The sequence below is a fragment of the Bacillus sp. Root920 genome (assembly GCF_001429445.1).
Lineage (GTDB): Bacteria > Bacillota > Bacilli > Bacillales > Bacillaceae > Bacillus > Bacillus safensis.
Window position 1 is genome coordinate 115,964 of record NZ_LMJV01000010.1, and the last position, 24,909, is coordinate 140,872.

Below are 24,909 nucleotides of genomic sequence, written 5' to 3' on the forward strand. Positions count from 1 at the left end.
GAAAAAACAGCAATACGGAGGTGCAGCACGTTGAAGTTAAAACATGTTCTGATTGGTGCGAGTATTGGCGTAGCCGCTGCAATTGTTGCAAAGAAAGTATTTTTCCCTACGTATATCTCATCTGAAAAAGCATTAAAAATTGTGAAATCTGCTTTTAAACAGCGCGGCCCTATTGATGGCTCTTGGATTTATACTGTACCAGAACCGTATACCGTAAATGGTGAAACGATTGATGTGTACAAATCTGGCATCACCCGCTCTGCCTTTGGCGAGCTTGAACAGTATGAAGTGATGATTGATGCCAAAACTGGCATGATCGTGGATGTCATTGATTCTGTTGCTTGATCAAGAAAGCTTCGCAAAGACGTATCCTTGCGAAGCTTTTTTATATGGCTTTGATTTTTTTGTACACAGGATGCCACATAGCATCCTGCACAGCCTGAATAAGATCATCAGGCGTTTCTTCTGCTATTCCTTCATCAATTGCTGCCTGCGCCACACGGACGGCCACTGTCGCTGAAACGGTTCGAAGCTGATCGACACTTGGCAGCATCGCTGCACCCGGCTTCCCAACATTGACCATGCTTGCAATGGCTTCAGCACTCGCAACAAACATACTGTCTGTCATCAACCTTGCTTTTGACACAATTGTGCCTAGACCAAGTCCTGGGAAGACAAGGGCATTATTCGCTTGTCCAATTTCATATGTGACACCGCCATACTCGACAGGATCAAATGGACTTCCCGTTGTCACAAGGGCGCGTCCTTCAGTCCACTCGATCAGATCTTGCGGCTTTGCTTCTGAAAGAGGGGTCGGATTCGACATCGGTAAAATCGCAGGGCGCTCCACGTGTGACGCCATTTCTTTCACAATTTCTTCTGTAAATGCTCCTCCGACCGTCGAGGTGCCAATTAAGATTGTTGGTTTCGCCTGCTTAACGACCTCTAATAGATCAATCGAATGCTTTGGACCATTACGGGCATAATCCTTTACTTCGTCAGAACGTCTTGCATACGGCTTTTGAAATGGCTGAATGTCAGGTGAATCATCTGTGAGCAGCCCCGTTTTATCAATACACCAGAAATGATCGTAGGACTCCTCTTCTTTGACTCCATCTCTGACGATCGCATCACGGATTTGCTCGGCTATACCAATACCTGCCGTACCAGCTCCAAAAATAACAATACGGTGATCTTTCAGCGGAACTTTCGAAGCCTTTGCACATGCCAGAACTGCAGCAAGTGAAACTGCGCCAGTCCCTTGAATGTCATCGTTAAATGTACAAATACGGTCCTTATATTTTTCCAATATCGCACGGGCATTCTTTGTCCCAAAGTCTTCCCAGTGAAGGAGGGCATTTGGGAAAGTAGCGCGGGCAAGCTCGACATATTGATCAATGAACTGATCATAGCGCTCTCCTCGAACGCGGGAGTGCTGATTTCCAACATAAAGCGGATCATTCAAGAGACTTTCCTGGTTCGTTCCAGCATCAAGCACTACTGCCAGCACGCGGCTGGGATCAATGCCTGCTGCAGCTGTATAAACAGCAAGTTTCCCAACTGAAATGGCAATTCCGCCAACGCCCCAGTCTCCAATACCTAAAATGCCTTCTGCATCAGTTGCAACGATTAAGTCGATTGATTCATCGACACCATAAGAGGCAAAAATCTCTTCCATGCCTTCCAGATCATCAATCGATAAATACAGTCCTCTTGGCTTTCGATACTCATGGCTATAACGCTGAATAGCCGTTCCTACAGTCGGCGTGTAGACAATCGGAAGCATTTCCGCCAAGTGCTCATTAAGTAATTTGTAAAAAAGCACTTCATTTCTATCATGAAGTGATGTTAAATACACATTTTTCCCTAGATCATCCGGCTGTGCCTTGAACTGCTCATATGCACGCTTTGCCTGATCCTCTAAGGTTAAGACCTTAGGCGGAAGAAATCCCTTTAACCCGAGCTCCTCCCGCTCTTCCTTTGTAAATGCAACCCCTTTGTTTAAATAAGGGACTGACATGACTTCCATCCCTCTTAATGGTGTTTCGATCACATCACCATGTACACGATAAAATTGGTTCACCTGCACTCTTCCTTTCACAAGTTCATTTTGTCGTTATTTTGTGTGAAAGGCGAAAAAAACATACAGATGATCTTTTATCTTCCTGTTTCTCTTTTGATTTCGTGTGTGATCTGCCCGTCTTCGTCCCATTTTACAGCACGATAAATGGCATCATGATAAAACAAGTACCACGCATTTTTTTCTTCTGCAAATGCCTGCCACTTTTGCTTGGCTGGAATCGAGGTCATTGGGTAATCATCATATGCCAAAACCCAAAGTGGATTTTTATGAGCATGTGTTGGCATGATATCAGCTAAATGAATCGCTGTTTCACCCTCACTTGTGAGCGTTAAAATGCTATGACCATTGCTGTGTCCGCCTGTATGATGCAGCTCGATGCCTTCTGTCACTTCGATGCTTTTTTCAAATGTGACCACTTGATCTGCCACAGGCTCCCAGTTTTCTTTCCAATATGTATTTCTTGAGCGAATGTTCGGCGCTCTCATTTCATCCCATTCGATTTTCGATGTGATGATTGTTGCCTGCTGAAAAACAGACACGAGCTTATCGCCTTCACGTTTTGTTAATCCGCTGGCATGATCAAAATGCAGATGTGTCATCAATACGTAATCAATATTTGATGGGCGCAGGCCAAGCGCCGCTAGAGATTCTTCCAATTTGGTTTCCTCTGTCACGCCGTAATTGCGTTTTTGTTTATCTGTCAGCTTCCCTGATCCGATCCCGGAATCCACTAACAGATGAAGTCCCTTCCACCGAATGAGAATTGGATCACACCGTAATTCAATTTGATTGCGGTCATTTACCGGGTATTTTTTTGACCATAATGGCTTTGGCACGACACCAAACATCGCTCCGCCGTCCATGTGCGTATCTCCCCCGTTTAACCAAAATAGTTCCATTTCACCTATTTTCATTGTCTCCATTGCTGTCATCCCTCCTTTTACTATCGTAGCAAATACAGCCAAAAATCGCATGCACCAATCTTTTCATAAAAAAAGCTGACTGCCATTTTTCTTTGCAGCCAGCTTGATGTCACTTGTTATTCTGGGAATTTGACTTCTGATCGATAAATCGGTTGTCCCATAGACGAGAATTTCTCTTCATATTCAGTCATCACGTTTCCTTCTAAGCCGTCCTCATGTAAATCTAGACTGACATACGTTAAAAGAAGGCCATATGCAGAAAAACTTTTTAAGGAATATTCAAATAACCCGCGGTTATCTGTTTTGAAATGTAATTCACCGCCTGGACGAAGAATATGTTCATATCGCTCTAAAAAGGTTTTAAACGTCAATCTGCGCTTTTCGTGTCTTGATTTTGGCCACGGATCAGAGAAATTCAAATATACCCGGTCAATCTCATTTTCCGCAAACACATCTGTCAGCGTCTCAGCATTGATATTCAAAAGCTTTACATTTTCAACATCTGTCTCTTTGATTTTATCTACTGCTGTCACAATGACACTTTTAAATAATTCAATGCCAATATAGTTGATATCAGGATGAAGCTTGCCCATTCCTGCAATAAAGCTCCCTTTCCCTGTCCCAACTTCGATATGGATTGGATGATCATTTCCAAACAGCTCATGCCATTTCCCTTTATATTGCTCGGGACTCGCTAAAGCAATATGAGCATTCTCAGCTAAGTAATCATCCGCCCATGGTTTATGTCGTATTCTCAATTTGATACACCTCTATTTTCTTTACATTTTATCAAGATACCATGAAACATAAAGACCCGCAAGACAGCATCTTCTATGTCCATATAAAAAGACCAGCCCTTCGCTTGAGCTGGTCTGCCGCATGTATAAATTGGGCGCTGAATGCACAGTTTAACCTCATAAATGACACGCAGGAAAGGAGCATTTGTATGGGTTTAAACCGTCAACATCAGCTTCAATTAATTAAAGATATTTTAACCGATCACCAGCTGGATTGCTGCGGGACTGTTGCAGAATATGAACAGGTGGGACGCGTGATTCAATTAATGCTGGCAAAAGAAGATCTGGATGCTGACATTCGTCAGCTGTTAACAGATATTTATGATTACAGCCAAAAGGGCACCTCTGTCAGTTCAATTGATGCACATATTGAGGAGCATCAATCACATCTGTCTGAGTGGGTCGAGAACATTCCACTGTCTTAATGGATGTTTAACCGTTTTAAGAGTGCATTTAGCTCCGCTTGCACTTCTTTTTGCGCCTTTTCATTTCCTTTTCTTTTATGCCAAACGACAAACGATACGGTTTCAGCGAGCACGTACCACGCCATGCGCTTTCGCAAATTGTCCGTCAGCGGGGCGCCATACATAGAGAGCCAGCTTTCCCAGTTCTCTTCCTCCACATAATGGTATAAAAGCGGTCCAAGATCAATCGCTGGGTCTGCAATCATCGCCCCATCCCAATCGATCAAATAGAGCTGGTTTTCATCTGTCAGCAGCCAATTATTATGATTGAGATCGCAATGACAGACGACCTTGTCCTCAAAATGGACAGCCTCCACATGCTTCTCTAAATACTGGATGGCACGCGAAATGTCTTGTGAATCAATTTGCTCGTTTAATATGGACTGTTTCAGATGCATCAGAATGGATTCTGGGTCTAGAGAGTGCTTCTCTAATCGTTTCAGCATATCGAGCAATTCTTTTGATGTATGAATTTTTCTTAGCTGCTCTGCTACAGGACGATCATTCATGTCCTTTGGCTTCAGCTCTCTGCCGCTCAGCCAGTGCTGTGCAGTAATCACATCTCCATTTTCCATCCGTTTTGTCCAGACAAGCTTCGGCACAATGCCTTCAGCTGACAAAACCGCAAGAAACGGTGACGTATTGCGTTTTAAAAATAGCTTTTGGTCATTGTGTGTTGCGAAGTACGCATCTCCCGTAGCGCCTCCAGCCGGAGAGATGTGCCATTCGCTACCTAATATTTGTCCCAACCAGTTCATATCAATTTTCAACCCATCATTTCTTAAAATATTTTAAATCTTGCTTTTTTAGTCGACAAAATTCAGCCGATTGAGGATCAATTGGCTGTTTCTTTTTTTATTTATATGATCATAAAAACAAAAAGGACAGCTATTGAGAATGAGATGCTAAACAATAGCCGTCCTATAGATTTTATCGTTACCTTCTTATACTCGTCAAGCAAAACTAAAAAATCAGGACAAGAACCTTACGAAAAAGAAGGCTTTTTTCACGGTTCTTTGCCTGCGGATATACCGCAAGTTATTTAAGCACGTAATTTTAAGGATCGTTCACTGGCCTTTACAAAGACAGGCGTTGCGCCGATCACTTCTCCATCTGCGTGAAATAAGATTTTTTCATCTGCTTCTAAGTACGCTTCCTCATGCTGAAACAGGGTAACCCCCTTCATCCCAAGGTGCTTTCGAAACACCATTGCACTTAGAAACAAGAGGACTTTGAATGGATTCAAATCTGTGACAACCATCGTTTGAAAACCTGGTTGCCTCGCACTCACTTCCGGCGCTGCTTCCAGCCCTCCCCCGTAATACGGGTGATTGCATACGATCACAAACCACACTTGGCGATAGACTTTCTTCTCATTTTCAATAAATAACGCAAGATCAAAGGGCTTAAACGACCATAAAGAATGGAGAAATGACAGAGGATAGATGATAAAGCCAAGCCCCAGCCGTTTCAGCCACTTCTTCCCTCTAAAATGCACCGTTTTCCTCAGTACATGTGCGTCAAACCCCACACCGATATGATTGAGAAAGAGAACAGATTGCGGACTTTCGGCATGATCTTGAAAGGAGCCGAGAGAAAATGTTTTGGTGAGCATTCTCTTTTGCTTTCTCACTTCTTTTAGGACATCATGACGATGGATACCGAGACCCTTCGCAGCATCATTCCAATGACCAGCAGGGACAAAACTAAGCTGCACATGATCGACTTCCTTTAAGCCATTCAGTACTTCATGAATGGTGCCGTCACCGCCAATAACAATCAAGCGCTTCAGCCTGTCATCCTGCATGGCACTGATTTGTCTTGCCAAAACTTCGGCATGGCCTTCATGCTGGGTGAGAAATGATCGATAAGAGACCTCCACCTTTTGTAATTCTTTCTCTATGCTCCTCCATGTGCGGAGTCCTTTTCCATGTCCTGCTTCTGGATTAACGATAAAGTACCATTCATTCATATATTAGCTCCACTCAGGTCTCATTTTTCGTGACCTTCCATCATGCCTTTAATCGAGCCATTCCTGTCTTCTTTTGCTGTCTGATTCACCATAAGCAAGCAATGCCTTTGTCGCCTTAAATTGCTGATGCTTTGTCGGCGCCGTATTTTTCCGCTGCTTTTCAAACCACTCTTCTGCCTTCTTCTTATCGATAACCTCCATCCCATATGGAACTTCAGGTAAATCAATATAAGAGGTTCGGCTGATGAGGATTTTTTTCACAGGAAGGTCTACACCACTTTGCTGTAAGATCTTTGACACGACGGTGCCAGAGCGCAAAAGGCTTGCACAAGGATTCAAGACAGACTGTACAGCTTTCCCAGTCGCCCGTTTTTCCCAAAAACGTTCCTTCGTTCCAATATAGACGCTGTCTGGCTCGGCCTCTAAGAAGGATAAACAGATCACTTCGAGCGGCGTGATGAGTATCGGACATAATTCCATTTCAGCTTTTTGAATGAGCAGCACCGGCTTGTACATCACAAAATATGAATCCGGAAGCTGTCTTGCAAGCATCCGCAGCTTTTCATCATACCGAATATGATGGGAAACGGTTGAAATATGTGAAATCGTCGAACTCGCCCATTTTAATTGCACCTCGAAGAGATGATCCTTAAAAAAGTGAATCAGCTGCGTTTCATCGGTAGGGACGTTTCTGAAAACCCCTTGCTCTATATCTGTCGGCTCGTTAAAAAGACGCAGGTCCCGTTCCTTTTTCATATCGGCTTCTTTTTGCTTTCTCTTTAAGGAGAATTTCTTTCTCTTTTCTTCCTCTTGTTCAGGCGCTTGTTGAGGAATTTGGTCAGCCGGTTGCTGCGCCTCCTCTTTCGAAGCCTTTTTTAACTCGTCCCATCTTTGTTTTTTCAACCGATTGAATTGATTGATATAGTGATGCGGGTCCTGTTCATATCGTGATATATAATCTTGGATTTTGATAATTTGCGCCATCTGCTGCTCACTCCAACTTCTAGAATCATTTATGTAGTGTAAATTGTTTGATTGCGTGATAACGAGGGGTTTCCTTCGGACGTATTTCAAATAAAGTGATACGCGAAACCTCCATCACATATGGCTCTTTGCGTAAAGGCGCTTGCTTTTCATAAGAGTCATCCGCATTCCATTTGCGCGCGATCGTCATATGCGGATGAAACGGTCTCTTTTCAACAGGGTGTCCTGCTGACAAGACAGCCTGCTTTACCTTTTCTCTTAAATGCATGAGCGGATCACTTTCATGAGGCTTTGCAAAAAAGACTCTCGGGCGTTCCTTCGCACCAAACTGCCCTACCTCATTCAGCTCTAGTGGAAATGCAGATGCTTCATTTGAAAGGAGGTCAAGCAGCTGGATGATCTTTTTTAAACGCTCTTCTGGAATGGCGCCTAAAAAGACAAGGGTTACATGATAATCATGTGGTGCTGTCCATTTTTGAAAGAACAGTCCGCTCCTTTGATCAATGTCTTGTTTGATTTGATGCGCAAGTTGTTCAGGGATGTGAATCCCTATAAAATAATGACGGTTTTCTGACACAATATCACCTGTCCTTTTTTAACAAACTTTACGAATCCCCATTGATGATAGTATAACTAAAGAAATGCGGAATGAGAAGAAAGGGTGTCATCTGATGAAAGTTGCACAAAATATAGCTGAGCTGATTGGCGATACACCGCTTGTCAAATTACAGCGGCTCCAGCCAGAGAATGCGGCGGCTGTTTACTTAAAGCTGGAATCATTTAATCCCAGCGGAAGTGTCAAAGACCGCGCGGCTTACAATATGATCGTTGAGGCAGAAAAACAAGGGAAACTCACAAAAGGAGCAACCATTATTGAACCTACAAGCGGGAATACAGGGATTGGTTTAGCCATGAATGCTGCCGCAAGAGGCTATAAAGCCATTCTTGTCATGCCTGATACGATGACAAAGGAAAGAATCAATATTTTGAAGGCATACGGTGCGCAGGTCGTCTTAACCCCAGGAGAAGAAAAAATGCCAGGCTGCATCCGAAAGGCTGAGGAACTGGCTGCTCAAATTCCTCATAGCTTTATTCCTATGCAATTTGACAACAGGGCGAACCCAGATGCACATAGAGGAACAACAGCGTTCGAAATTATGGAAGCTGTGAAACAACTTGGACAGCCTCTTGGAGCCTTTGTCGCAACAGCTGGGACTGGCGGTACTATTACAGGAACTGGAGAGGAATTAAAGAAGGCCTTCCCTCATTTGACCATCCGTGTGGCAGAGCCGAAGGGATCTCCTGTCTTATCTGGCGGTAAACCTGGGAAACATAAGCTCGTTGGCACAAGCCCAGGATTTATCCCCCATATTTTAAACGAGCATGTCTATGATGACATCGTGCAGGTAAGTGACGAAGATGCTTATCACATCACACGGCAGCTCGCTAAGCTTGAAGGAATTTTAGTAGGTCCATCCTCTGGGGCGGCTTGCTATGCAGCCATTGAAACAGCCAAGCAATTGCCGGCAGATCAAATTGTGATCTGTATGACAGCAGATACGGGCGAACGATACTTATCAAGTGATGTTTTTCAATATTAAAAAAGGAACAGGGCGATGAATCCCTGTTCCTTTTTCTTCATTTCACAGTTAAGATATTTTGACTGATTTCACCTCAGCCTGTTCCCCTCTGATCAGTAAAGCCTGTTCATCAGTAAGCGGACATAAATCGAGCGTCTGCTGATACTTCTCCGTGATTTGCTGCGCAGCCTCGCCTAAATAGGCATTATGCATATGCGGTACTGGATAGCAGCTTATTTCATTGACACCTTGAAATGATGAAAGCTCCGGCGCCTTCTTTTGTTCATCCATCAGGGAGATATATTCAATGCTTGGCGCCATGATGATACTCCCCGCAGATTCTCCGATGTACAGCTTGCCGTTGTTGATTTCTTCTTTCAACACGTCATCGAGACGATGCTTTCTTAACTCCTGCAATAAATAAAAAGTGTTGCCTCCTGAAACGTACATCACATCATTTTGTTTGATCATCTGTGTGATTTCTTCAGCGGACTGTTCATCTATCTGCACAGTCTCAATTTGCATCCCTAATTGCTGAAAGGCTTCCTTCGCTGCCTCCACATAGTGCGTGACTTCTTCTACAGCACTTGCCGTTGGAATGAAAGTCACGCGCTTCCCTTTTAAAGATTCACCCGCAAAGTCAGATAAGAGAAAATAGCTGTCTTTGAATGAAGAGCATAAGAACATTTTTTTCACTTTGAATCCCCTCTTCTCTTTTCCAATTTCTATTTTGCTAATTCATACATGGCTTGTGCATAAAGAGCTGTTGCTCTCAGCAAGTCATCAATTTCAATATATTCATCCTTTTGATGGGCGCAGTCTGGTCTGCCAGGAAATAAAGGTCCGAAGGCAACGCCTGCTTCTAAAGATCTCGCATACGTTCCTCCCCCAATAGCAATTAGAGTTGCAGGATCTCCCGTTTGTTCCTCATATACCCGCTGCAAGGTTTTCACAAGCGGATGATCTTTTGAGACGTGATGCGGAGGACTGTCTTCGAATTTTAGAAGAGCCGCCCCTTTGATGCTTTCAATTGCTTTTTTGACGTCCTTGCCGTCTGCTGTTACTGGATAGCGGACATTTAACCCTAGCTTTGCTTCCTCATTCTGTTTATAGCGGATTGTCCCAACATTCAACGTCAAATCTCCACTAATCTCATCTTTGCAAGCAATTCCCAGCTTTTGTCCTCTTGTATCCTGATCAAATAAAGCGTTGATTTGGGAAGTAAAGGCAAGTCCTTGCTCATCTAATTCGTGTCCGCATAAGAAATTCGCCATATGAATGCCCGCATTTGTCCCATGCGCCGGCTCCATGGCATGAACAGATACCCCTTTTAATGTAAAATGCAGTCCATCCGCTGCGCTTTTGACCTCACCAGATAATTGATGATCAGCAAGATAGGCTTCGAAAGCTGTTTTTATTAATTCAGCATCGTGTTCCTGTGCACAAGTCACAGTAGCAGCTGCCTCATCTGGCACCATATTGAGCCTCATACCCGATGTAAATTGCTTTAGCGTATAGCGCTGATGATTCGCTGTTTGTTGATATGTAAATGACAGGGTGGCATCAATAATCCCTTTTTCCGCATGAATAATCGGAAAATCGGCGTCTGGTGCAAATCCGATTTGCGGCATCGCCTCATGCTTGAAATAATGGTCCACACAGCGCCAATCGCTTTCTTCATCTGTTCCAATGATCATTCGAATTTTTTTCGACAGTTGCAGACCAGTATCTTTTAAGATCTTCAGCGCATAAAATGCCGCCATGGTTGGGCCTTTGTCATCAATAGCTCCGCGTGCAAAGATTTTATTTTCTCTGATGTCAGCTGAAAATGGCGGGGTTGTCCAGCCGTCGCCAGCAGGCACCACGTCCACATGGCAAAGCACACCTACAATGTCTTCGCCTTCCCCGTATTCAATATGACCTGCATAGCCGTCGACATTCTTGACTGTGAAGCCTTCGTCTTCCCCTTTTTTCAGCATATACTGCAGGGCATCATCGACTTTTTCACCAAATGGCTTTCCTTCTTTGCCGCCTTCTTCATCAAGGACACTTTCAATTTGTAAAAAAGATTGTGTGTCCTGAATTAAGTCGTCTTTTTTTCGTATTACTTCAGCTTCCCAATTCATTTTTCCATTCCTCCTTGAAAAAAGGTTGCAATCCACCCTTAAAACGAATATTATATTAATTGTTTTGTAATAATGTTCGTAAATGGAGGATTTTATGTTTCAGTTAAAAGAAAATCAAACCAACATAAAGAAAGAAATAATCGCTGGTATGACGACATTCTTTACCATGGTCTATATTGTTGCCGTCAACCCGGGAATTCTTTCAAAAGCAGGTATTCCTTTTGACCAAGTCTTTACTGCAACAATCATCGCTGCTGTTGTCGGTACGCTCTGGATGGCACTATTTGCAAATTATCCGATTGCCATTGCACCAGGCATGGGGCTGAATGTCTATTTCACCTTTACCGTTGTCGGCGGTGGCGGCATTAGCTATCAAACAGCGTTTAGTGCGGTATTTGTTGCTGGTATACTCTTTATTATTTTATCGTTAACATCCCTTAGAAAACAACTGATTCAAGCCATTCCAGATAATTTAAAGTACGGTATTACAGCAGGAATCGGGCTTTTCATTGCATTTATCGGCCTCCGTCAGTCTGGGATCATCGCTGCTGACCCAGAAAACCTTGTGAAGCTTGGCAATTTAAGCTCGCCTGTTGTCATTTTAACGCTTGTTGGCTTAATGATTTCTGTTATTTTAATGGTTCTTCAAATAAATGGTGCACTGTTTATCGGCATGTTAGCGACCACATTGATTGCGCTCGCAACCGGCCAGCTTCATTTCCCTAAAACACTGATGGACATCCCTGCACTGCCTGAAGGCATGCTGATTACAAATCCAATCGCTGCCTTTGGTGACGTGTTCTCTCATCATTTGTATGCTGTCGTCTTCTCCTTCTTACTGGTGACGATTTTTGATACAACAGGCACGATGATCGGCGTTGCCGAACAAGCGGGATTAATGAAAAATGGCCAGCTGCTAAAAGTGCGCAGAGCCCTGCTCGCTGACTCTGCTGCAACAACGGTTGGTTCTATGTTTGGTACAAGCCCAACCACTGCTTATATTGAATCATCATCAGGAGTAGCTGCTGGCGGAAGAACTGGGCTGACGTCTTTAACGGTCGCTGCACTGTTTATTGTGGCATTATTTTTTGGCCCGCTCGTTCAAGCTATTTCTTCTTTACCATCGATCACATCACCTGTTTTAATCATTGTTGGCTGCTTGATGATGAACTCGGTGTCACGCATTCGCTGGAACGAACTAGACGAGGCATTCCCTGCTTTCCTTGTTATTCTTTCGATGCCGCTGACTTCTAGTATCTCTACAGGAATTTCACTTGGATTTATTTCATATCCGCTTGTGAAATTGGCAAAAGGGAAATGGAGAGAAGTACATGTGCTTGTTCTCATCTTTGCGGTCTTATTTTTCATTCAGCTCTTTTTCTTAGAAGGATAACAGAAACAAAAAAGGCACATCCTCACATGGAATGTGCCTTTTTGCCTTCACTGAATTTTTTATTTTGTAAATTTTCTGTGTTTATTTTTCGGAATTTGAAAATGTCAACTCCAATCGTATCCCTTATCATTATTGGGTTGTAACCGGATTCAAATCATGATATATACCATATTTTATTTCATGAAGACAAGTTTAAAAACACGTAAAGTTGACTTTTTGGTGGAACTAGATGCATAATAACGTGTATAATAGAATAAAACATTAAGAAACACGAACATTTACCATTGTTGCTTGTCCTTATTTCGCAGTTTTAGTGTAGTAAGTTGTGGTTAGTCAAGTCCATCCGATCTTATTGATAGGGAGTGGTTTTTTGAAACCTTCAACAAACCGTATGATGACTCGAATCAAATCAGTCTATATGTTCATTCAAGAGAAAGGTCTTGTGACGACACAAGAGCTGGTTGATGAATTCGGGATCACACCTAGAACCATTCAAAGAGACTTAAACGTGCTTGCCTATAACGATCTTGTTCATAGTCCAAGCAGAGGCAAATGGGAAACAACGAGAAAAAAAGTAAAAATATCATCTTAAGCGTATAATGAATTGTCCATATAACAAAAAGAACCGGCGATATGCCGGTTCTTTTCTTTTGCAGATTGTTGACGAAGGGCTAAAATGATTTTTATTTTAGCCCTTCGTCTTCTTTTCTTTTGTTCTTACGTTATTCACGATTCATTAAGCTGTCTAATTCTTCATCCGTCAATTCACGGTACTCTCCGGGTGCTAGATCTTCATCTAAAGAGACAGCCCCCATCGAGAGCCTTTTTAAAAAGATCACTTCATTTCCCACCGCTTGCGCCATTAGCTTCACTTGATGGTACTTCCCTTCAGTAATCGTCAAACGGATGCGTGTATCTTCCTCTTCATTTGCATCTACTTCCACCTTCGCCGGCTTCGTGTGATAATCATCTAAGATGACAACGCCCTCTTCAAGACGCTTAATGTCTTGATCTCCTAAAGGATATTTCAAATGAACCTCATACGTTTTTGGCACATGCTTTTTTGGAGAAAGTAATTGATGAGCAAGCTGTCCATCATTTGTGAGGAGAAGGAGACCGACCGTATCCTTATCCAGTCTCCCCACAGGGAATGGCTCCCTTGCGATATCCTCCGGCTCAAGTAAATCGACAACCGTTTCATCCCGCAGATCTTCAGTTGCCGAGATCACCCCGTCTGGCTTGTTCATCATTAAGTAAATGAATTCTTTATATTCTACACGCTCTCCGTGTACGAGTACTTCATCATTTGATGGATCAACATGATCTTTCACCTGCTTTGCCACTTCTCCATTCACTGTGACCGCCCGGGCTTTGACAAGCTTTTTCACATCTTTTCTTGAACCAAAGCCGCTGTTAGCAAGTAATTTATCAAGCCTCATGAATATCTACCTCTTCTTAACTCTTTTTTCTTAAAAATTTCGGCATACGGCTGCCCAGTACACGCTCTAGTAATCCCACCTTATAAGACAAGTACATATACACACCGCCACCAGTGATCATGGAAATCAAAATGACGATACCCGCTTGTAAAATTCCGTCTTCATAAGAAATTACTTGGTTCACAAGCTGACTTGTCAAATATGCCACGACAGCCATGATCGCCGTTAAAATACCAATGAGAATAAAACGTTTGAAAATTCTGCGGAACGAATAGCCGGCATGGCGTTTAATCATGATAAACATATACAAGATGGACGCACAGTAGCCTAATGCTGTTGCCAATACAGAACCATTTCCTTGCAGCCAGCTGATTAGCGGGATGTTCAGAACCGTTTTAATAATGATCCCTAACAAAAGACTGACGATCGCAAATTTTTGTTTGTTGATCCCTTGCAGAATCGCTGCATTAATGGTGAATAAAGAAAACAATAATGCAACAGGTGCATACCAGAACAAAATGGAAATCCCAATCTCAGGATGAACAGACGGATAGAAAAACCAATAAGCCGGTCCAGCCAATGCCGAGATACCAAATGAAGCAGGCAGCACGAAAAATAAAATGACTTGCATCGTCTGATCAATTTGTCTATTGAGCAGCTTGTAATTACGTGCTGTAAATAATTCCGTAATCGTCGGAATCAATGTTAAGCCAAACGCTGTGGCAAGTGACACAGGAATCATCACGACCTTCGGTAAATATAACGTCACAATGGACAATACCGCTGTACTAATATCCTGATGTCCGGATGCAATCATGGCTCTGTTAATTGTGTTTGTATCGATATAAGAATAAATAGGAATCGCAAGTCCAACAAACACATACGGCGCCGCATAGCTAAACAGCTCTGTAAACATTTGCTTATAAGATAAATCAGAGTGAGCGCCTGTATTCGGCTGCATGGCTAAGAGCCGGTCCTTCCGCTTCAGCCAATATAAATAAAGCGTGAATAAACCGCCAAATGCACCGATCAGAGCCGCAAATGTTGCATATCCGACAGCAATGACAAGCCCGCCGTCAAGCACCTTTAAAATAATAAACGTCGCCGTTAATAGGAAGATGATTCTGACAAGCTGTTCAATCACTTGGGAAACAGCTGTCGGTCCCATCATGGAGTGTCCTTGGAAGAACCCGCGTACAAGACTCATGATCGGTACAACCAAAAGACCTAAGCTGACCATTCGAATCACATATACTACTTGATCGACAGTCAAACCGCCTGTTTCATTTGATCCGCCAAGCTGAATCTTGGCAAAAATCGGTGCGGACAAATATAAAATAGAAAAGGCGATCATCCCGGTGACAAGCATGACCGACATACCCGCCCTGAACATTTTTCTTGTTGTCTCATAATCGCCGATCGCATTATATTTGGAAACAAATTTTGATACCGCTGTTGGAAAACCAAGCGTAGCGATACTTAAAAAGATCGTATACTGATTGTATCCATATTGGAATAGCGCACCACCAGTAGCTCCAACCATTGCGCTAAATGGAATTAAATAAATCATACCAAGAATACGAGAGAGATACGTCCCTATCGTTAAAACCAACGTACCACGAAGCAGTTTATTAGACATGCGCTTAACCACCATTTTTCTAATGAATATTCAACTTAACTATTTTACCACATCAATTCAATACACAGGTAACAAATCCAATACGGAAGTCACAAAACCAATCAATTCATATTTCAGCCTTCCCTAATCTTCGTTATAATAGAAAAATGACTGAAAGTAGAAAGAGGAATGTAACATGAAACATTATGATGTCATTGTCATTGGCGGCGGACCTTCTGGGCTGATGGCCGCGATTGCATCAGCAGAGCACGGTGCGACTGTTCTGTTAATTGACAAAGGAAACAAACTTGGCAGAAAGCTGGCCATTTCTGGCGGCGGACGCTGTAACGTCACCAATCGCCTTCCAGTAGAAGAAATCATCAAACATATTCCCGGAAACGGCCGTTTTCTATATAGTGCATTTTCTGAGTTCAACAACGAGGATATTATTTCGTTTTTTGAAAACCTTGGCATTGAACTAAAAGAAGAAGACCATGGACGTATGTTCCCTGTCTCAAACAAAGCACAATCTGTTGTGGATGCCCTTCTAGACAGGCTCCGAGCCCTCAATGTCACCATTCGAACGAACGAAAAAATTAAAACAGTTCTGTATCAAGACGGACAAGCAGCTGGAATTGTTACAAATAATGATGAAAAAATTTCAAGTAAGTCTGTCGTCATTGCTGTCGGCGGAAAAAGTGTGCCGCATACCGGCTCTACTGGTGACGGCTATGCATGGGCAGAAGCAGCCGGTCATACCATTACAGAGCTCTTCCCAACAGAGGTACCGGTCACATCCGATGAACGATTTATTAAAGAAAAAGTGCTTCAAGGTCTTTCTTTAAGAAGTGTGGCTGTCAGTGTTTTAAATAAAAAAGGGAAACCCGTCGTCACACATGTCATGGATATGATTTTTACTCACTTTGGTTTATCAGGTCCAGCTGTTCTTAGATGCAGCGGATTTGTTGTGAAGGAATTGAAAAAACAACCGACAGTCCGCCTGCAAATAGACTTATATCCGAAGCTGAATGACGAGGAGCTGTTCCAGAAGCTTCATCGTGACCTTAAAGATGAACCGAAGAAAGCCATTAAAAATGTCCTCAAGTCTTGGATGCAAGAACGCTATTTATTGTTTCTGTTAGAACGGAACGGGATTGATCCACAAGACACATTCTCTGGTCTAGCCAAGGATAAACTGCGTGCATTTGCCCATGATTGTAAACATTTTATTGTGCATGCAAATGGTACGCTATCCTTGGACAAAGCGTTTGTGACAGGAGGCGGCGTTTCTGTGAAGGAAATTGAACCGAAGAAAATGGCGTCTAAAAAAATGCCCGGTCTTTATTTCTGTGGAGAAATTTTAGACATCCATGGCTACACAGGCGGCTACAATATCACATCAGCACTTGTGACAGGCAGGCTTGCCGGCATGAATGCTGCACTAGAAGCAAAGGAGAGAGATCAATGATCAGACGTGCATTACCGATTGTTCTTGCGGTCGTTATCAGTTTGACAGCCGCTGTTTTCTTGAAGCTGTCCATTACCCCGTTAAAAGTCGCCATTGTTTTGGCGTTTACCATTTTCGCCGTATGTTTAAAAGAATATGTCTACCGTCTTCGCAAACGGATTGAGGAAAAATCGTCTTCCCATATCGATAGTTGATAAATGGAAGCAAAACATGTTACGGTAAAGTAGAGGTCGAGTGAGAAGCTCGCCTCTTTTTGTTTGAAATAAGTTGAGTTAGGGGATATTAAGCGAAGTCCTCTGCTTAAACGTGTAGAACAACAGGAGAGTGAGATGGTGTGAAAAACGTATCAAGTGTATTTTGGATTGTGATTGCGATCACATTTGTTGCCGTGATGTGGGGAGCGTTTTCTCCAGACACATTGCAAAATGTCACAGATCAAATTCAAACATACATTACAAATGACTTTGGCTGGTATTACTTGTTAGTGGTATCACTGCTTGTCGGCTTTTGTCTATTCTTTATCTTTAGCCCAATCGGTAAGATTACGCTAGGAAAACCGGGGGAAGAGCCTGAATTTGGTTTATTTTCTTGGTTTGCTATGCTATTTAGTGCCGGTATGGGAATTGGTCTTGTTTTTTACGGAGCAGCTGAACCGATCAGCCACTATGCTATTCAGTCACCAACAGGGGAGACTGAAACTGCGCAGGCCTTCCGCGATTCCCTTCGCTATACATTTTTCCACTGGGGGCTTCATGCATGGGCTATTTATGCCATTGTTGCACTTTGCATTGCTTACTTTAAATTTAGAAAAGATGCACCTGGTTTAATCAGTGCAACACTCCAGCCTGTTTTAGGAAATAAAATTCACGGATGGATCGGTAAAACCATCGATTGTATTGCGGTATTTGCAACTGTGGTTGGTGTTGCAACAAGCCTAGGATTAGGTGCGGCACAAATAAATGGTGGATTGAATTATCTTTTTCATATTCCAATTGCCTTTAGCACACAATTGATCATTATTAGCATTGTGACGGTGCTTTTCCTTGCATCTGCTTTAAGCGGGATTGGAAAAGGCATTAAATACTTAAGTAATATCAATATGGTATTAGCAGCTGTTCTGATGTTTTTCTTACTTTTGGTAGGTCCAACTGTTTTTATCTTAAATTCATTTACTGACTCGATTGGACAATACTTATCCAATATCGTTCAAATGAGCTTCCGTCTATCTCCAAATGATCCTGAAAAGAGAGAATGGATTAATGGATGGACAATCTTTTATTGGGCATGGTGGATTTCTTGGGCTCCATTTGTCGGGATCTTTATCGCTAGAGTGTCACGCGGGCGAACAATTCGCGAATTTTTATTGGGTGTCTTAGTCGCTCCTTCCATCCTAGTCTTCCTATGGTTCTCGATTTTCGGTGTATCTGCAATGGACTTACAGCAAAAGAATATTGTCGATGTTGCAGGTCTTTCAACTGAAACGATGCTCTTCGGTGTACTAAATGAATATCCGCTGGCGATGATTACATCGATACTGGCACTCATTTTAATCGCCGTATTCTTTATTACATCGGCTGATTCAGCTACATTTGTGCTTGGAATGCAGACAACCTACGGATCATTGAACCCTTCTGGCAGTGTCAAAGTCAGCTGGGGCATTATCCAATCGGCTGTTGCTGCTGTGCTTTTATTTTCAGGGGGACTTGAAGCCTTGCAAAATACAGCCAAGCTCGCAGCCTTACCGTTCTCCGTTGTCATTATATTGATGATTGTCTCGCTGTATAAATCACTAAATGATGAACGAAGAATCATCAAACAAACCAATCAAGTCAATAAACCACGAAGTCCAAGAGTAAAAAAAGCATAATCGCAAGCGAGAAAAAGCCGTTCCTTATCCGAACGGCTTTTTTCTATATATACAATCTAAGATTGTCGCGAGCTTGAGGATTCCTTTAAAATAGTGATGAATCATCACTTTCTACATAATGGAGGTTTATATGACGTTACCTACGTTCAAGTACAACCCAGATCCAGTTTCGTTAAACGTGATCAAAAAAGAACATTCGACATGTCCTGTTTGTGAGAAAGAAAGAGATTATGTGTACCATGGCCCTTTTTATACTGTTGAAGATGTGGAGGGAATTTGTCCTTGGTGCATTAAAGATGGATCAGCGGCGAAATAATACAATGGAACCTTTCAAGACGATGCGAGCTGTGATGACGTCGATCAAGAGGAATATATCGATGAGCTGATCTTCAGAACGCCAGGCTATCGCGGATGGCAGCAAGAATATTGGTTAAGTCATTGCGGAGATTTTTGCGCAATCGTCCAGTATGTCGGCTGGAAAGAGATTGAACATCTAGAGGAAGAACTCGCCGAGGATATCGAAGACATTTGCAGCGGCGAAGGATTAACGAAAGAGAACCTAAAGCAATGGCTCGTCAACGGAGGAGACTTACAAGGCTATCTTTTTCAATGTGTTCACTGCAACAAGCACCGGTTATATATTGACGCCAGCTAATCAAAGAAATAGGACCCTTCAAGCAGGTCCTTTTTTGATGCCGTCTATTTTTTATATAAAATGAGTGCAGAAAAACAGTAGAGCTGTTCCCCTCCCTGCTCACAGATCACCGCTACATTGTACTTGATGTCAATGATTTGGTCGTCATCCATTCCTTTTAAAAAATGATTAATTTCGCTCTGCAAATCTTTCTCATGCTCTTCATCAAATACAGCTACCTTTAGCACCTATGCCACTCTCCCTTCTCTCGCTACTCTATCTTTATGCACATAGAGAGAGGCATATGAACAAAAAAACCTTTCATCGTTAAGATGAAAGGCCTTCTAATTACAGCTTCGGTTTTGTTTCTCCTGTCCAAGCAAGCATCCCGCCAACGACATTTGTTGCTTGGTAGCCTTGATCTTCTAGGTAATAGCAGACATTTTCACTACGTTTACCAGAGCGGCAAATAATATAATATTCCTGCGTTTGATCGAATGCATCCAGCTTCTCAGGGATATCGCCCATTCGAATGTGAATAGCTTCCGGGATCATCCCTTCTGCTACCTCTTCATCCTCACGTACATCGACAAGCTGAATGGCATCTTCCTGCTCCAGCTTTTGTTTTAATTCTTCTATTGAAATTTCTTTCACTGACACGACTCTCATCTCTCCTTTTCATTACGGTGACACCATTATAGCAAATGATTCACTTCACTGCGTATTCACCCGCTTCGATTGAAGGAAAGACGGCAGCCGCTTTTTCACTTCTGCTGTCTCGTGCTCAATATCAAACTCTACCTTTTTAAAGACTTGATAGGCCAGCCACATATGACCGTAGGCGAGTATGCTCACACTAAAAAACGGCACGATTCCCGGTAAATAAGCAAACAGAACAAACAGCACAGCCGAGAAAACAAGCATAGAGAGTGTATATTGCAAGTATGAGATACCAAGCAGAAGAGAGAATTTCAGATAGAGACGTTTTTTCCAATCGTAATGAGCAAGCAGCGGAAAAATATAAAATAAGCTCACAATAAACAGAAAACCGAAAATATATATAGCAAAGCGAAGCACATGTAAAAGCCAGCTCGTCGGATAAATATAAGCAAGGTCGACATAAATAATCGTTCCAATGATGAATAGCACCACTCCAATGATGTTAGAGCGTACAAACTCCTCCCTGAATACCTTCCAAAAAGTGCGGAATACATTGACTTGCTCATGACCTTGAATCCACTTTCTCATCACGGAAAATAACGCAGTGGTCGCGGGCATCAAGCCAAAAACGCCAAGCCCTAGAATGGTGAACAAAAGCCATAACAAATTCGTATAGGCGAGTCTCATCACCCACTCACACATCCTCAGCATTCTGCTCATTGAACCATCATGATCCATCTCTTTCCCCTCCTCTCTTTCTCTTTACACCGTCTCTTTATGAAACAATTCATCGATTTCAATTGGGCGATTTTCTGTAACAGAGCGCCACATGCCTTCCCCAAGAGCAATCGAATAAGCACCAGCCTCTGCTCCTGCTAAGATGTCATAGTCAATCAAGGGATCTTTTCCTATAAATAAATCAGCCAATAGCAGAGGATCTCCGCCGCCATGGCCGCCTGGCTGCTTCACGACTTCAATCGTCTCCTTTGATCCAAACATCGGGTAATAAGAAATTGTTTGTTGTGGGAATTGAAAAGGAATTCTTGATGGCACATGAAACTCATTTGTTTCAATACGCCCCTTCGTCCCATTAATAGCCAGACGGTAGCCTTCATATGGGGCTGAGAATTGAATCGAGTAGCTGAGCAGAGCCCCTTGATCATAAGCGACTGACGCCACATATGTATCCTCAATATCAATTTCCTGATCAAAAATGCACGCATCCGGGCGATAGTTTGAGTACTGCTGCGTTTGCTCCTGACCGGATTCAATATGGTCGTCCTCCACCTTCGAGCGCTCAACCCGCGGATTCCACCTTGCTTCATAGTGACATATATCTTTCACATGACATGTTCCGCAAAATCTATTTTCCTCCCCCTGCAAGGGATTCCAAGGGCTTTTGCTGCCGTAATAGTTCAGCGCCCCGTAGGCAAATACTTGTTTCGGCTTTTGATCAATCCACCAGTTGACCAGATCAAAATGATGTGTCGACTTATGAATGGACAGTCCGCCAGAAAATTGACGTGTACGGTTCCACCTTTTGAAATAACTAGCACCATGATACGTATCAATAAGCCAGCTCAGTTCAACAGAAGTGACCCTTCCAATTTTCCCGTCTAGAATCAGTTCTTTTACCTTTCGATGGAAAGGATTGTAGCGATAATTAAAGGTGACCGTGACCTTCCCTTTACTTTCCGCCTCTTTTTCCATCACTTTTTTGGCGTCTTTTGCTGTTGTCACCATCGGCTTTTCGGTGATGACATCTAGATCATGGTCAAGTGCCTGCATGATATATGTGACATGTGTGTCATCCCTGCCTGCCACAATGACGATATCTGGTTTTGTTTCTTTGACCATCTGATCAAATGCATCTTCATGAAAAAACGAAACGCCCCGGAGTGACGGAAAACGCTCCTGACAAAGTATATACCGCTGATGATCTATATCGAGGAGCCCTGTAATCCGATAATGCTCATTGAAATCCTCTGTGAGTGGTTTAATAAACATATTGAACGCACGATGGCTCAGCCCGCAAATCACAACCCGTTTCACATTCCCCACCCCATTTTTTATTGGTTTTCACGAAGCTGTTTCATAAGAGACAGTGCCTCTTCCGTCTTATCAGCATACACGGGAATGAAGGCGACCATATCTCGGTGTAATTGAAAGGTATAGCCGTTGAGTTTTTTCTTTCCTTTATTAATTTGAACTGCATAATCGACCGTTTTCCCTGTCTTTTTGTCCTCGACCGTATATGGCCCTGCTGCTTGATCGCCTATTTTCATCTCTTCCAGCAGCTGAAAGCTTTCAGGATCATCATACGTTCTAAACATTTCTTCTGGAACAAGCATCACGTCCCCCTCTTTTGAGGTAATTTCAACAAGAAGTTTTTCAGGAATCGCCGGAAAGATGTGGACGCTATAAGTCTCTTGTTCCGGCTGAAAAGCCTTCTCCACTAATTGATCCTTCATTCCCTTTGACATATCAGAAAAAATCAGGACATCGATCCCGTTTGTTTTCCCTTGACAGGCAGATAAACAAATGGCAGCGATGAAACTGATGAGCCATACGACGGCTCTTTTTCGCCTCCTCATGCCTTTTGAAAAACAGACAGCTTTTCTAGCTCAGTTAACGCCATAATAAAAGCGCCTGCCCCGTGCAAGTCATTTGTGCTCCGCTCTCTTCCAACGTAGTAATCATAAAATCCCGCCGATGTTCCGATACAAATATCATTGATGGTAAAATCACCATTTTCTTTCTCAGCCGTCTTATGCTGAATCAAGCCTTGATATGCTCTGACCACATGATCAACATAACGGAGACCTACATACCCTTCATTCATGGCCTTTGCCATGGCGTACATGAATAAACACGACCCTGAGCTTTCAAGCCAATTGTCACTGTGATTTCCTTTATCAATGATTTGATGCCAGAGACCTGTCTTTTGATCCTGGTACTTTGCCACACTTTCCAGCATGTCTGTCAGCGTTTCCTTCCACACCTTCCGCCTCTCATGCTGCTCGGGCAGATCCTCGATCATATCTGCTAATGCAAGGACATACCAGCCAAACGATCTTGCCCAAAACTCTGGGGAACAGCCGGTCTTTTGATCAGCCCATGGCATCGTTTTCCGTTCATCCCACGCGTGATAATACAGACCTGTTTGTTCATCTTTCGTATGCTTTCTCATGAGATGCTCTTGATGGATGACCATATCCACTAGTGACTCTTCACCTTTAAGCTGAGCATACTTTAAGGCAAAAGGACCGCCCATGTAGAGACCATCGAGCCACATTTGATAAGCATAATTGTCTTTATGCCAAAATCCGCCCTCAGACGTGCGGTTTAGCGTACGATAAAGTCCGCGCAGCTTCTCCGCCGCCAGCACATACCGCTTCTCTTTCGTTCGTTCATAAAGAGGGAATAAAATGAGTCCTGCTTGAATGGCATCAAGCTCATCCCTGCGAAATAATAAATTTCCGTACTCATCAATGAGTGAGTCCGCATAGTTTTTCACATAATCGAAATACGCCTCGTTCCCAGTTGCCTCATATAGCTTCATGACGCCGCAAAGGAAAACCCCTTGATGATAATGCCATCTTCCAGCTGGAGGCAGCTCAATCGGTGTATACGCTCTCATAATGGTTTGTGCTAATTTCTCTGCATGCTCAAGCGGTGATCCCTTTTCAATCGATAAAGTCATTCTTCCTCATCTCCCTTTTTAATAAATACCTTCTTCCCCGAATTTCTTCGCTAAACGGTTTGCCAGCATGACCAAAATAAGTCCAACGGCTGCTTTAAATAAACCAACAGCGGTACTATAGCTGAATTGTCCTTGCTTAAGACCTGCTGTATAAACGTACGTATCAAAAATCTCTGCTACTTCCCGGTTCGTTGCGTTCAGTAATAGATAGACATGCTCAAAGCCAAGCTCAAGCGTATCACCGATTTTTAAAATAAGCAGAACCACAATGACACTTTTAATGGCAGGAAGTGTGATGTGCCACATTTGTCTCAGTCTCCCGGCCCCATCCATTTTTGCTGCTTCATATAGCTGCGGATCTACCGCTGTAATAGCCGCAAGGTAAATGATTGTTGACCATCCTGCTTCCCGCCAGATTACCTGTAAAATGTACATCGGTCTAAACCATTCCTGACTAAGAAGGAAGTTAATCTTTTCTCCTCCAAAGAAAGCAATCAATTCATTCATTAACCCGCCATCTACTGTTAACAAAACAAAAGATAAGGACACGACAATCACCCATGACATGAAGTGAGGGATATAAATCATCGTCTGTACAAATTTCTTAAACAATGCCAATCTCACTTCATTTAAAAGAAGGGCTAATAAGATCGGAATTGGAAAGAAAATCACGACATTCATGGCAAATAAAATCAGTGTATTTTTTAATAAGATGAAAAATGTTGGTTCTGTAAACAATCGAATAAAGTGTTTGAAGCCAACCCACTCACTGCCAAGAATGCCGAGAAACGGCTGGTAATCTTGAAAGGCAATGATGAGCCCCCACATTGGCACATATTTAAAAACAATAAAATAAATGAGCCCCGGCAAAATCATTAAATACAAAAACTTTTGACTAAGCAATTGATTAAGTAAGCGCTTTCTTTTTTCGCTTTTCAAAGCTGCCGCAGGCACACCCTTGGCAGTGACATCCTCTGTTTTCATTGATAAAGCCTCCCCCCATGCTAATGCATGTGTTAACTGTATCCTAAGGATAAAAAATCCGTCTACAATCATATCAACAGATCATATTTTCATAGGTGATGCTACTCAAAACGTTACATAAAACATAAGAAAATGATCCTAATCTCAGAAAATGATTATTGACAAACCTACCAGATTTTTGGATTAATAAATTAAGGGGAAAAGATTGTTTTGT

The 24,909-nt window shown here is 42.7% G+C and carries 26 protein-coding genes and 1 pseudogene; 9 read left to right on the forward strand and 18 right to left on the reverse strand.

Annotated elements, in window-relative coordinates; all coding sequences use genetic code 11:
* Positions 1-30: 30 nt before the first annotated feature.
* A complete protein-coding gene (locus ASE42_RS16650; protein ID WP_003217759.1) occupies positions 31-345 on the forward strand; it encodes a PepSY domain-containing protein in 315 nt (104 codons plus the stop codon).
* Between the two features lie 40 nt (positions 346-385).
* Here the strand turns inward: ASE42_RS16650 and ASE42_RS16655 are convergent, their stop codons facing one another.
* From ASE42_RS16655 to trmB, 3 genes are all read right to left on the reverse strand, one after another.
* On the reverse strand, positions 386-2,083 hold the full coding sequence (locus ASE42_RS16655) for an NAD-dependent malic enzyme (protein ID WP_024424864.1): 1,698 nt from the start codon (positions 2,081-2,083) through the stop codon (positions 386-388).
* A gap of 74 nt (positions 2,084-2,157) precedes the next feature.
* A complete protein-coding gene (locus tag ASE42_RS16660; protein ID WP_056768242.1) occupies positions 2,158-3,006 on the reverse strand; it encodes a YtnP family quorum-quenching lactonase in 849 nt (282 codons plus the stop codon).
* A gap of 116 nt (positions 3,007-3,122) precedes the next feature.
* On the reverse strand, positions 3,123-3,764 hold the full coding sequence (trmB, locus tag ASE42_RS16665; RefSeq protein ID WP_056768243.1) for a tRNA (guanosine(46)-N7)-methyltransferase TrmB: 642 nt from the start codon (positions 3,762-3,764) through the stop codon (positions 3,123-3,125).
* 188 nt (positions 3,765-3,952) lie between these two features.
* Here trmB and ASE42_RS16670 point away from each other — a divergent pair, with 188 nt between their 5' ends.
* Positions 3,953-4,228: a YtzH-like family protein gene (locus ASE42_RS16670; RefSeq protein WP_024424867.1), complete on the forward strand. Its 276-nt coding sequence runs from the start codon at positions 3,953-3,955 to the stop codon at positions 4,226-4,228.
* Here ASE42_RS16670 and ASE42_RS16675 read toward each other — a convergent pair.
* The 4 genes from ASE42_RS16675 to thpR all read right to left on the reverse strand — a co-directional run bounded on the left by ASE42_RS16675 (position 4,225) and on the right by thpR (position 7,800).
* The gene (locus ASE42_RS16675; protein WP_024424868.1) at positions 4,225-5,025 is read right to left on the reverse strand and encodes a phosphotransferase family protein; all 801 of its coding nucleotides are present in this window, start codon (positions 5,023-5,025) and stop codon (positions 4,225-4,227) included. The genes ASE42_RS16670 and ASE42_RS16675 overlap by 4 nt on opposite strands.
* Before the next feature lie 284 nt (positions 5,026-5,309).
* Positions 5,310-6,239, reverse strand: coding sequence for a YegS/Rv2252/BmrU family lipid kinase (locus ASE42_RS16685; RefSeq protein ID WP_056768244.1), 930 nt, complete (start codon positions 6,237-6,239; stop codon positions 5,310-5,312).
* A 48-nt stretch (positions 6,240-6,287) separates the two neighbouring features.
* Positions 6,288-7,223 (reverse strand): hypothetical protein, encoded by a 936-nt coding sequence (locus tag ASE42_RS16690; RefSeq protein WP_056768245.1) that lies wholly within the window; start codon positions 7,221-7,223, stop codon positions 6,288-6,290.
* Positions 7,224-7,248: 25 nt separating this feature from the next.
* Complete coding sequence (gene thpR / locus ASE42_RS16695) at positions 7,249-7,800, reverse strand: RNA 2',3'-cyclic phosphodiesterase (RefSeq protein WP_056768246.1); 552 nt, start codon at positions 7,798-7,800, stop codon at positions 7,249-7,251.
* 94 nt (positions 7,801-7,894) lie between these two features.
* On the opposite strand from thpR, the gene cysK reads away from it, so the two are divergent.
* Positions 7,895-8,824: a cysteine synthase A gene (gene cysK / locus ASE42_RS16700; RefSeq protein WP_056768252.1), complete on the forward strand. Its 930-nt coding sequence runs from the start codon at positions 7,895-7,897 to the stop codon at positions 8,822-8,824.
* Positions 8,825-8,872: 48 nt separating this feature from the next.
* On the opposite strand, the gene ASE42_RS16705 is transcribed toward cysK, so the two are convergent.
* Positions 8,873-9,499 (reverse strand): Type 1 glutamine amidotransferase-like domain-containing protein, encoded by a 627-nt coding sequence (locus ASE42_RS16705; protein ID WP_056768255.1) that lies wholly within the window; start codon positions 9,497-9,499, stop codon positions 8,873-8,875.
* A 29-nt stretch (positions 9,500-9,528) separates the two neighbouring features.
* On the reverse strand, positions 9,529-10,929 hold the full coding sequence (pepV, locus tag ASE42_RS16710) for a dipeptidase PepV (RefSeq protein WP_056768259.1): 1,401 nt from the start codon (positions 10,927-10,929) through the stop codon (positions 9,529-9,531).
* 94 nt (positions 10,930-11,023) lie between these two features.
* On the opposite strand from pepV, the gene ASE42_RS16715 reads away from it, so the two are divergent.
* On the forward strand, positions 11,024-12,322 hold the full coding sequence (locus ASE42_RS16715) for an NCS2 family permease (protein WP_056768262.1): 1,299 nt from the start codon (positions 11,024-11,026) through the stop codon (positions 12,320-12,322).
* Between the two features lie 370 nt (positions 12,323-12,692).
* A complete protein-coding gene (locus tag ASE42_RS16720) occupies positions 12,693-12,914 on the forward strand; it encodes a DeoR family transcriptional regulator (protein ID WP_008356419.1) in 222 nt (73 codons plus the stop codon).
* A 130-nt stretch (positions 12,915-13,044) separates the two neighbouring features.
* On the opposite strand, the gene ASE42_RS16725 is transcribed toward ASE42_RS16720, so the two are convergent.
* Together ASE42_RS16725 and ASE42_RS16730 are read right to left on the reverse strand one after the other, a co-directional pair.
* Complete coding sequence (locus ASE42_RS16725) at positions 13,045-13,761, reverse strand: pseudouridine synthase (RefSeq protein WP_024424876.1); 717 nt, start codon at positions 13,759-13,761, stop codon at positions 13,045-13,047.
* Between the two features lie 16 nt (positions 13,762-13,777).
* A complete protein-coding gene (locus tag ASE42_RS16730) occupies positions 13,778-15,400 on the reverse strand; it encodes a polysaccharide biosynthesis protein (protein WP_056768271.1) in 1,623 nt (540 codons plus the stop codon).
* 175 nt (positions 15,401-15,575) lie between these two features.
* Between ASE42_RS16730 and ASE42_RS16735 the strand changes: the two genes are divergently transcribed.
* The 4 genes and pseudogenes from ASE42_RS16735 (at position 15,576) to ASE42_RS16750 (ending at position 19,369) form a co-directional block, all read left to right on the forward strand.
* On the forward strand, positions 15,576-16,847 hold the full coding sequence (locus ASE42_RS16735; protein WP_024426195.1) for an NAD(P)/FAD-dependent oxidoreductase: 1,272 nt from the start codon (positions 15,576-15,578) through the stop codon (positions 16,845-16,847).
* Positions 16,844-17,041 (forward strand): hypothetical protein, encoded by a 198-nt coding sequence (locus ASE42_RS16740; RefSeq protein WP_024424878.1) that lies wholly within the window; start codon positions 16,844-16,846, stop codon positions 17,039-17,041. The genes ASE42_RS16735 and ASE42_RS16740 overlap by 4 nt, the downstream gene beginning before the upstream one ends.
* A 140-nt stretch (positions 17,042-17,181) precedes the next feature.
* Positions 17,182-18,714, forward strand: a complete 1,533-nt coding sequence (opuD, locus tag ASE42_RS16745) for a glycine betaine transporter OpuD (RefSeq protein ID WP_056768272.1) — start codon at positions 17,182-17,184, stop codon at positions 18,712-18,714.
* Positions 18,715-18,844: 130 nt separating this feature from the next.
* Positions 18,845-19,369, forward strand: a pseudogene (locus ASE42_RS16750) (CbrC family protein).
* Positions 19,370-19,413: 44 nt separating this feature from the next.
* Here the strand turns inward: ASE42_RS16750 and ASE42_RS16755 are convergent.
* The 7 genes from ASE42_RS16755 to ASE42_RS16785 all read right to left on the reverse strand — a co-directional run bounded on the left by ASE42_RS16755 (position 19,414) and on the right by ASE42_RS16785 (position 24,695).
* Complete coding sequence (locus ASE42_RS16755) at positions 19,414-19,596, reverse strand: sporulation protein Cse60 (RefSeq protein ID WP_024424881.1); 183 nt, start codon at positions 19,594-19,596, stop codon at positions 19,414-19,416.
* Positions 19,597-19,696: 100 nt separating this feature from the next.
* Entirely contained in the window at positions 19,697-20,008 is a 312-nt protein-coding gene (locus tag ASE42_RS16760; RefSeq protein WP_024424882.1) for a rhodanese-like domain-containing protein, read from the reverse strand.
* Between the two features lie 54 nt (positions 20,009-20,062).
* Entirely contained in the window at positions 20,063-20,746 is a 684-nt protein-coding gene (locus ASE42_RS16765; protein ID WP_056768274.1) for a YesL family protein, read from the reverse strand.
* A 24-nt stretch (positions 20,747-20,770) separates the two neighbouring features.
* Positions 20,771-22,060, reverse strand: coding sequence for a Gfo/Idh/MocA family protein (locus ASE42_RS16770; RefSeq protein ID WP_056768276.1), 1,290 nt, complete (start codon positions 22,058-22,060; stop codon positions 20,771-20,773).
* A gap of 17 nt (positions 22,061-22,077) precedes the next feature.
* Positions 22,078-22,602: a hypothetical protein gene (locus ASE42_RS16775; protein ID WP_056768282.1), complete on the reverse strand. Its 525-nt coding sequence runs from the start codon at positions 22,600-22,602 to the stop codon at positions 22,078-22,080.
* A complete protein-coding gene (locus ASE42_RS16780) occupies positions 22,599-23,711 on the reverse strand; it encodes a glycoside hydrolase family 105 protein (protein WP_056768285.1) in 1,113 nt (370 codons plus the stop codon). Before ASE42_RS16780 ends, ASE42_RS16775 begins: the two co-directional genes overlap by 4 nt.
* Before the next feature lie 18 nt (positions 23,712-23,729).
* Positions 23,730-24,695 carry an ABC transporter permease gene (locus ASE42_RS16785; RefSeq protein WP_024424886.1) on the reverse strand — a complete coding sequence of 322 codons (966 nt, stop codon included), beginning with the start codon at positions 24,693-24,695 and terminating at the stop codon, positions 23,730-23,732.
* Between the last annotated feature and the right edge of the window lie 214 nt (positions 24,696-24,909).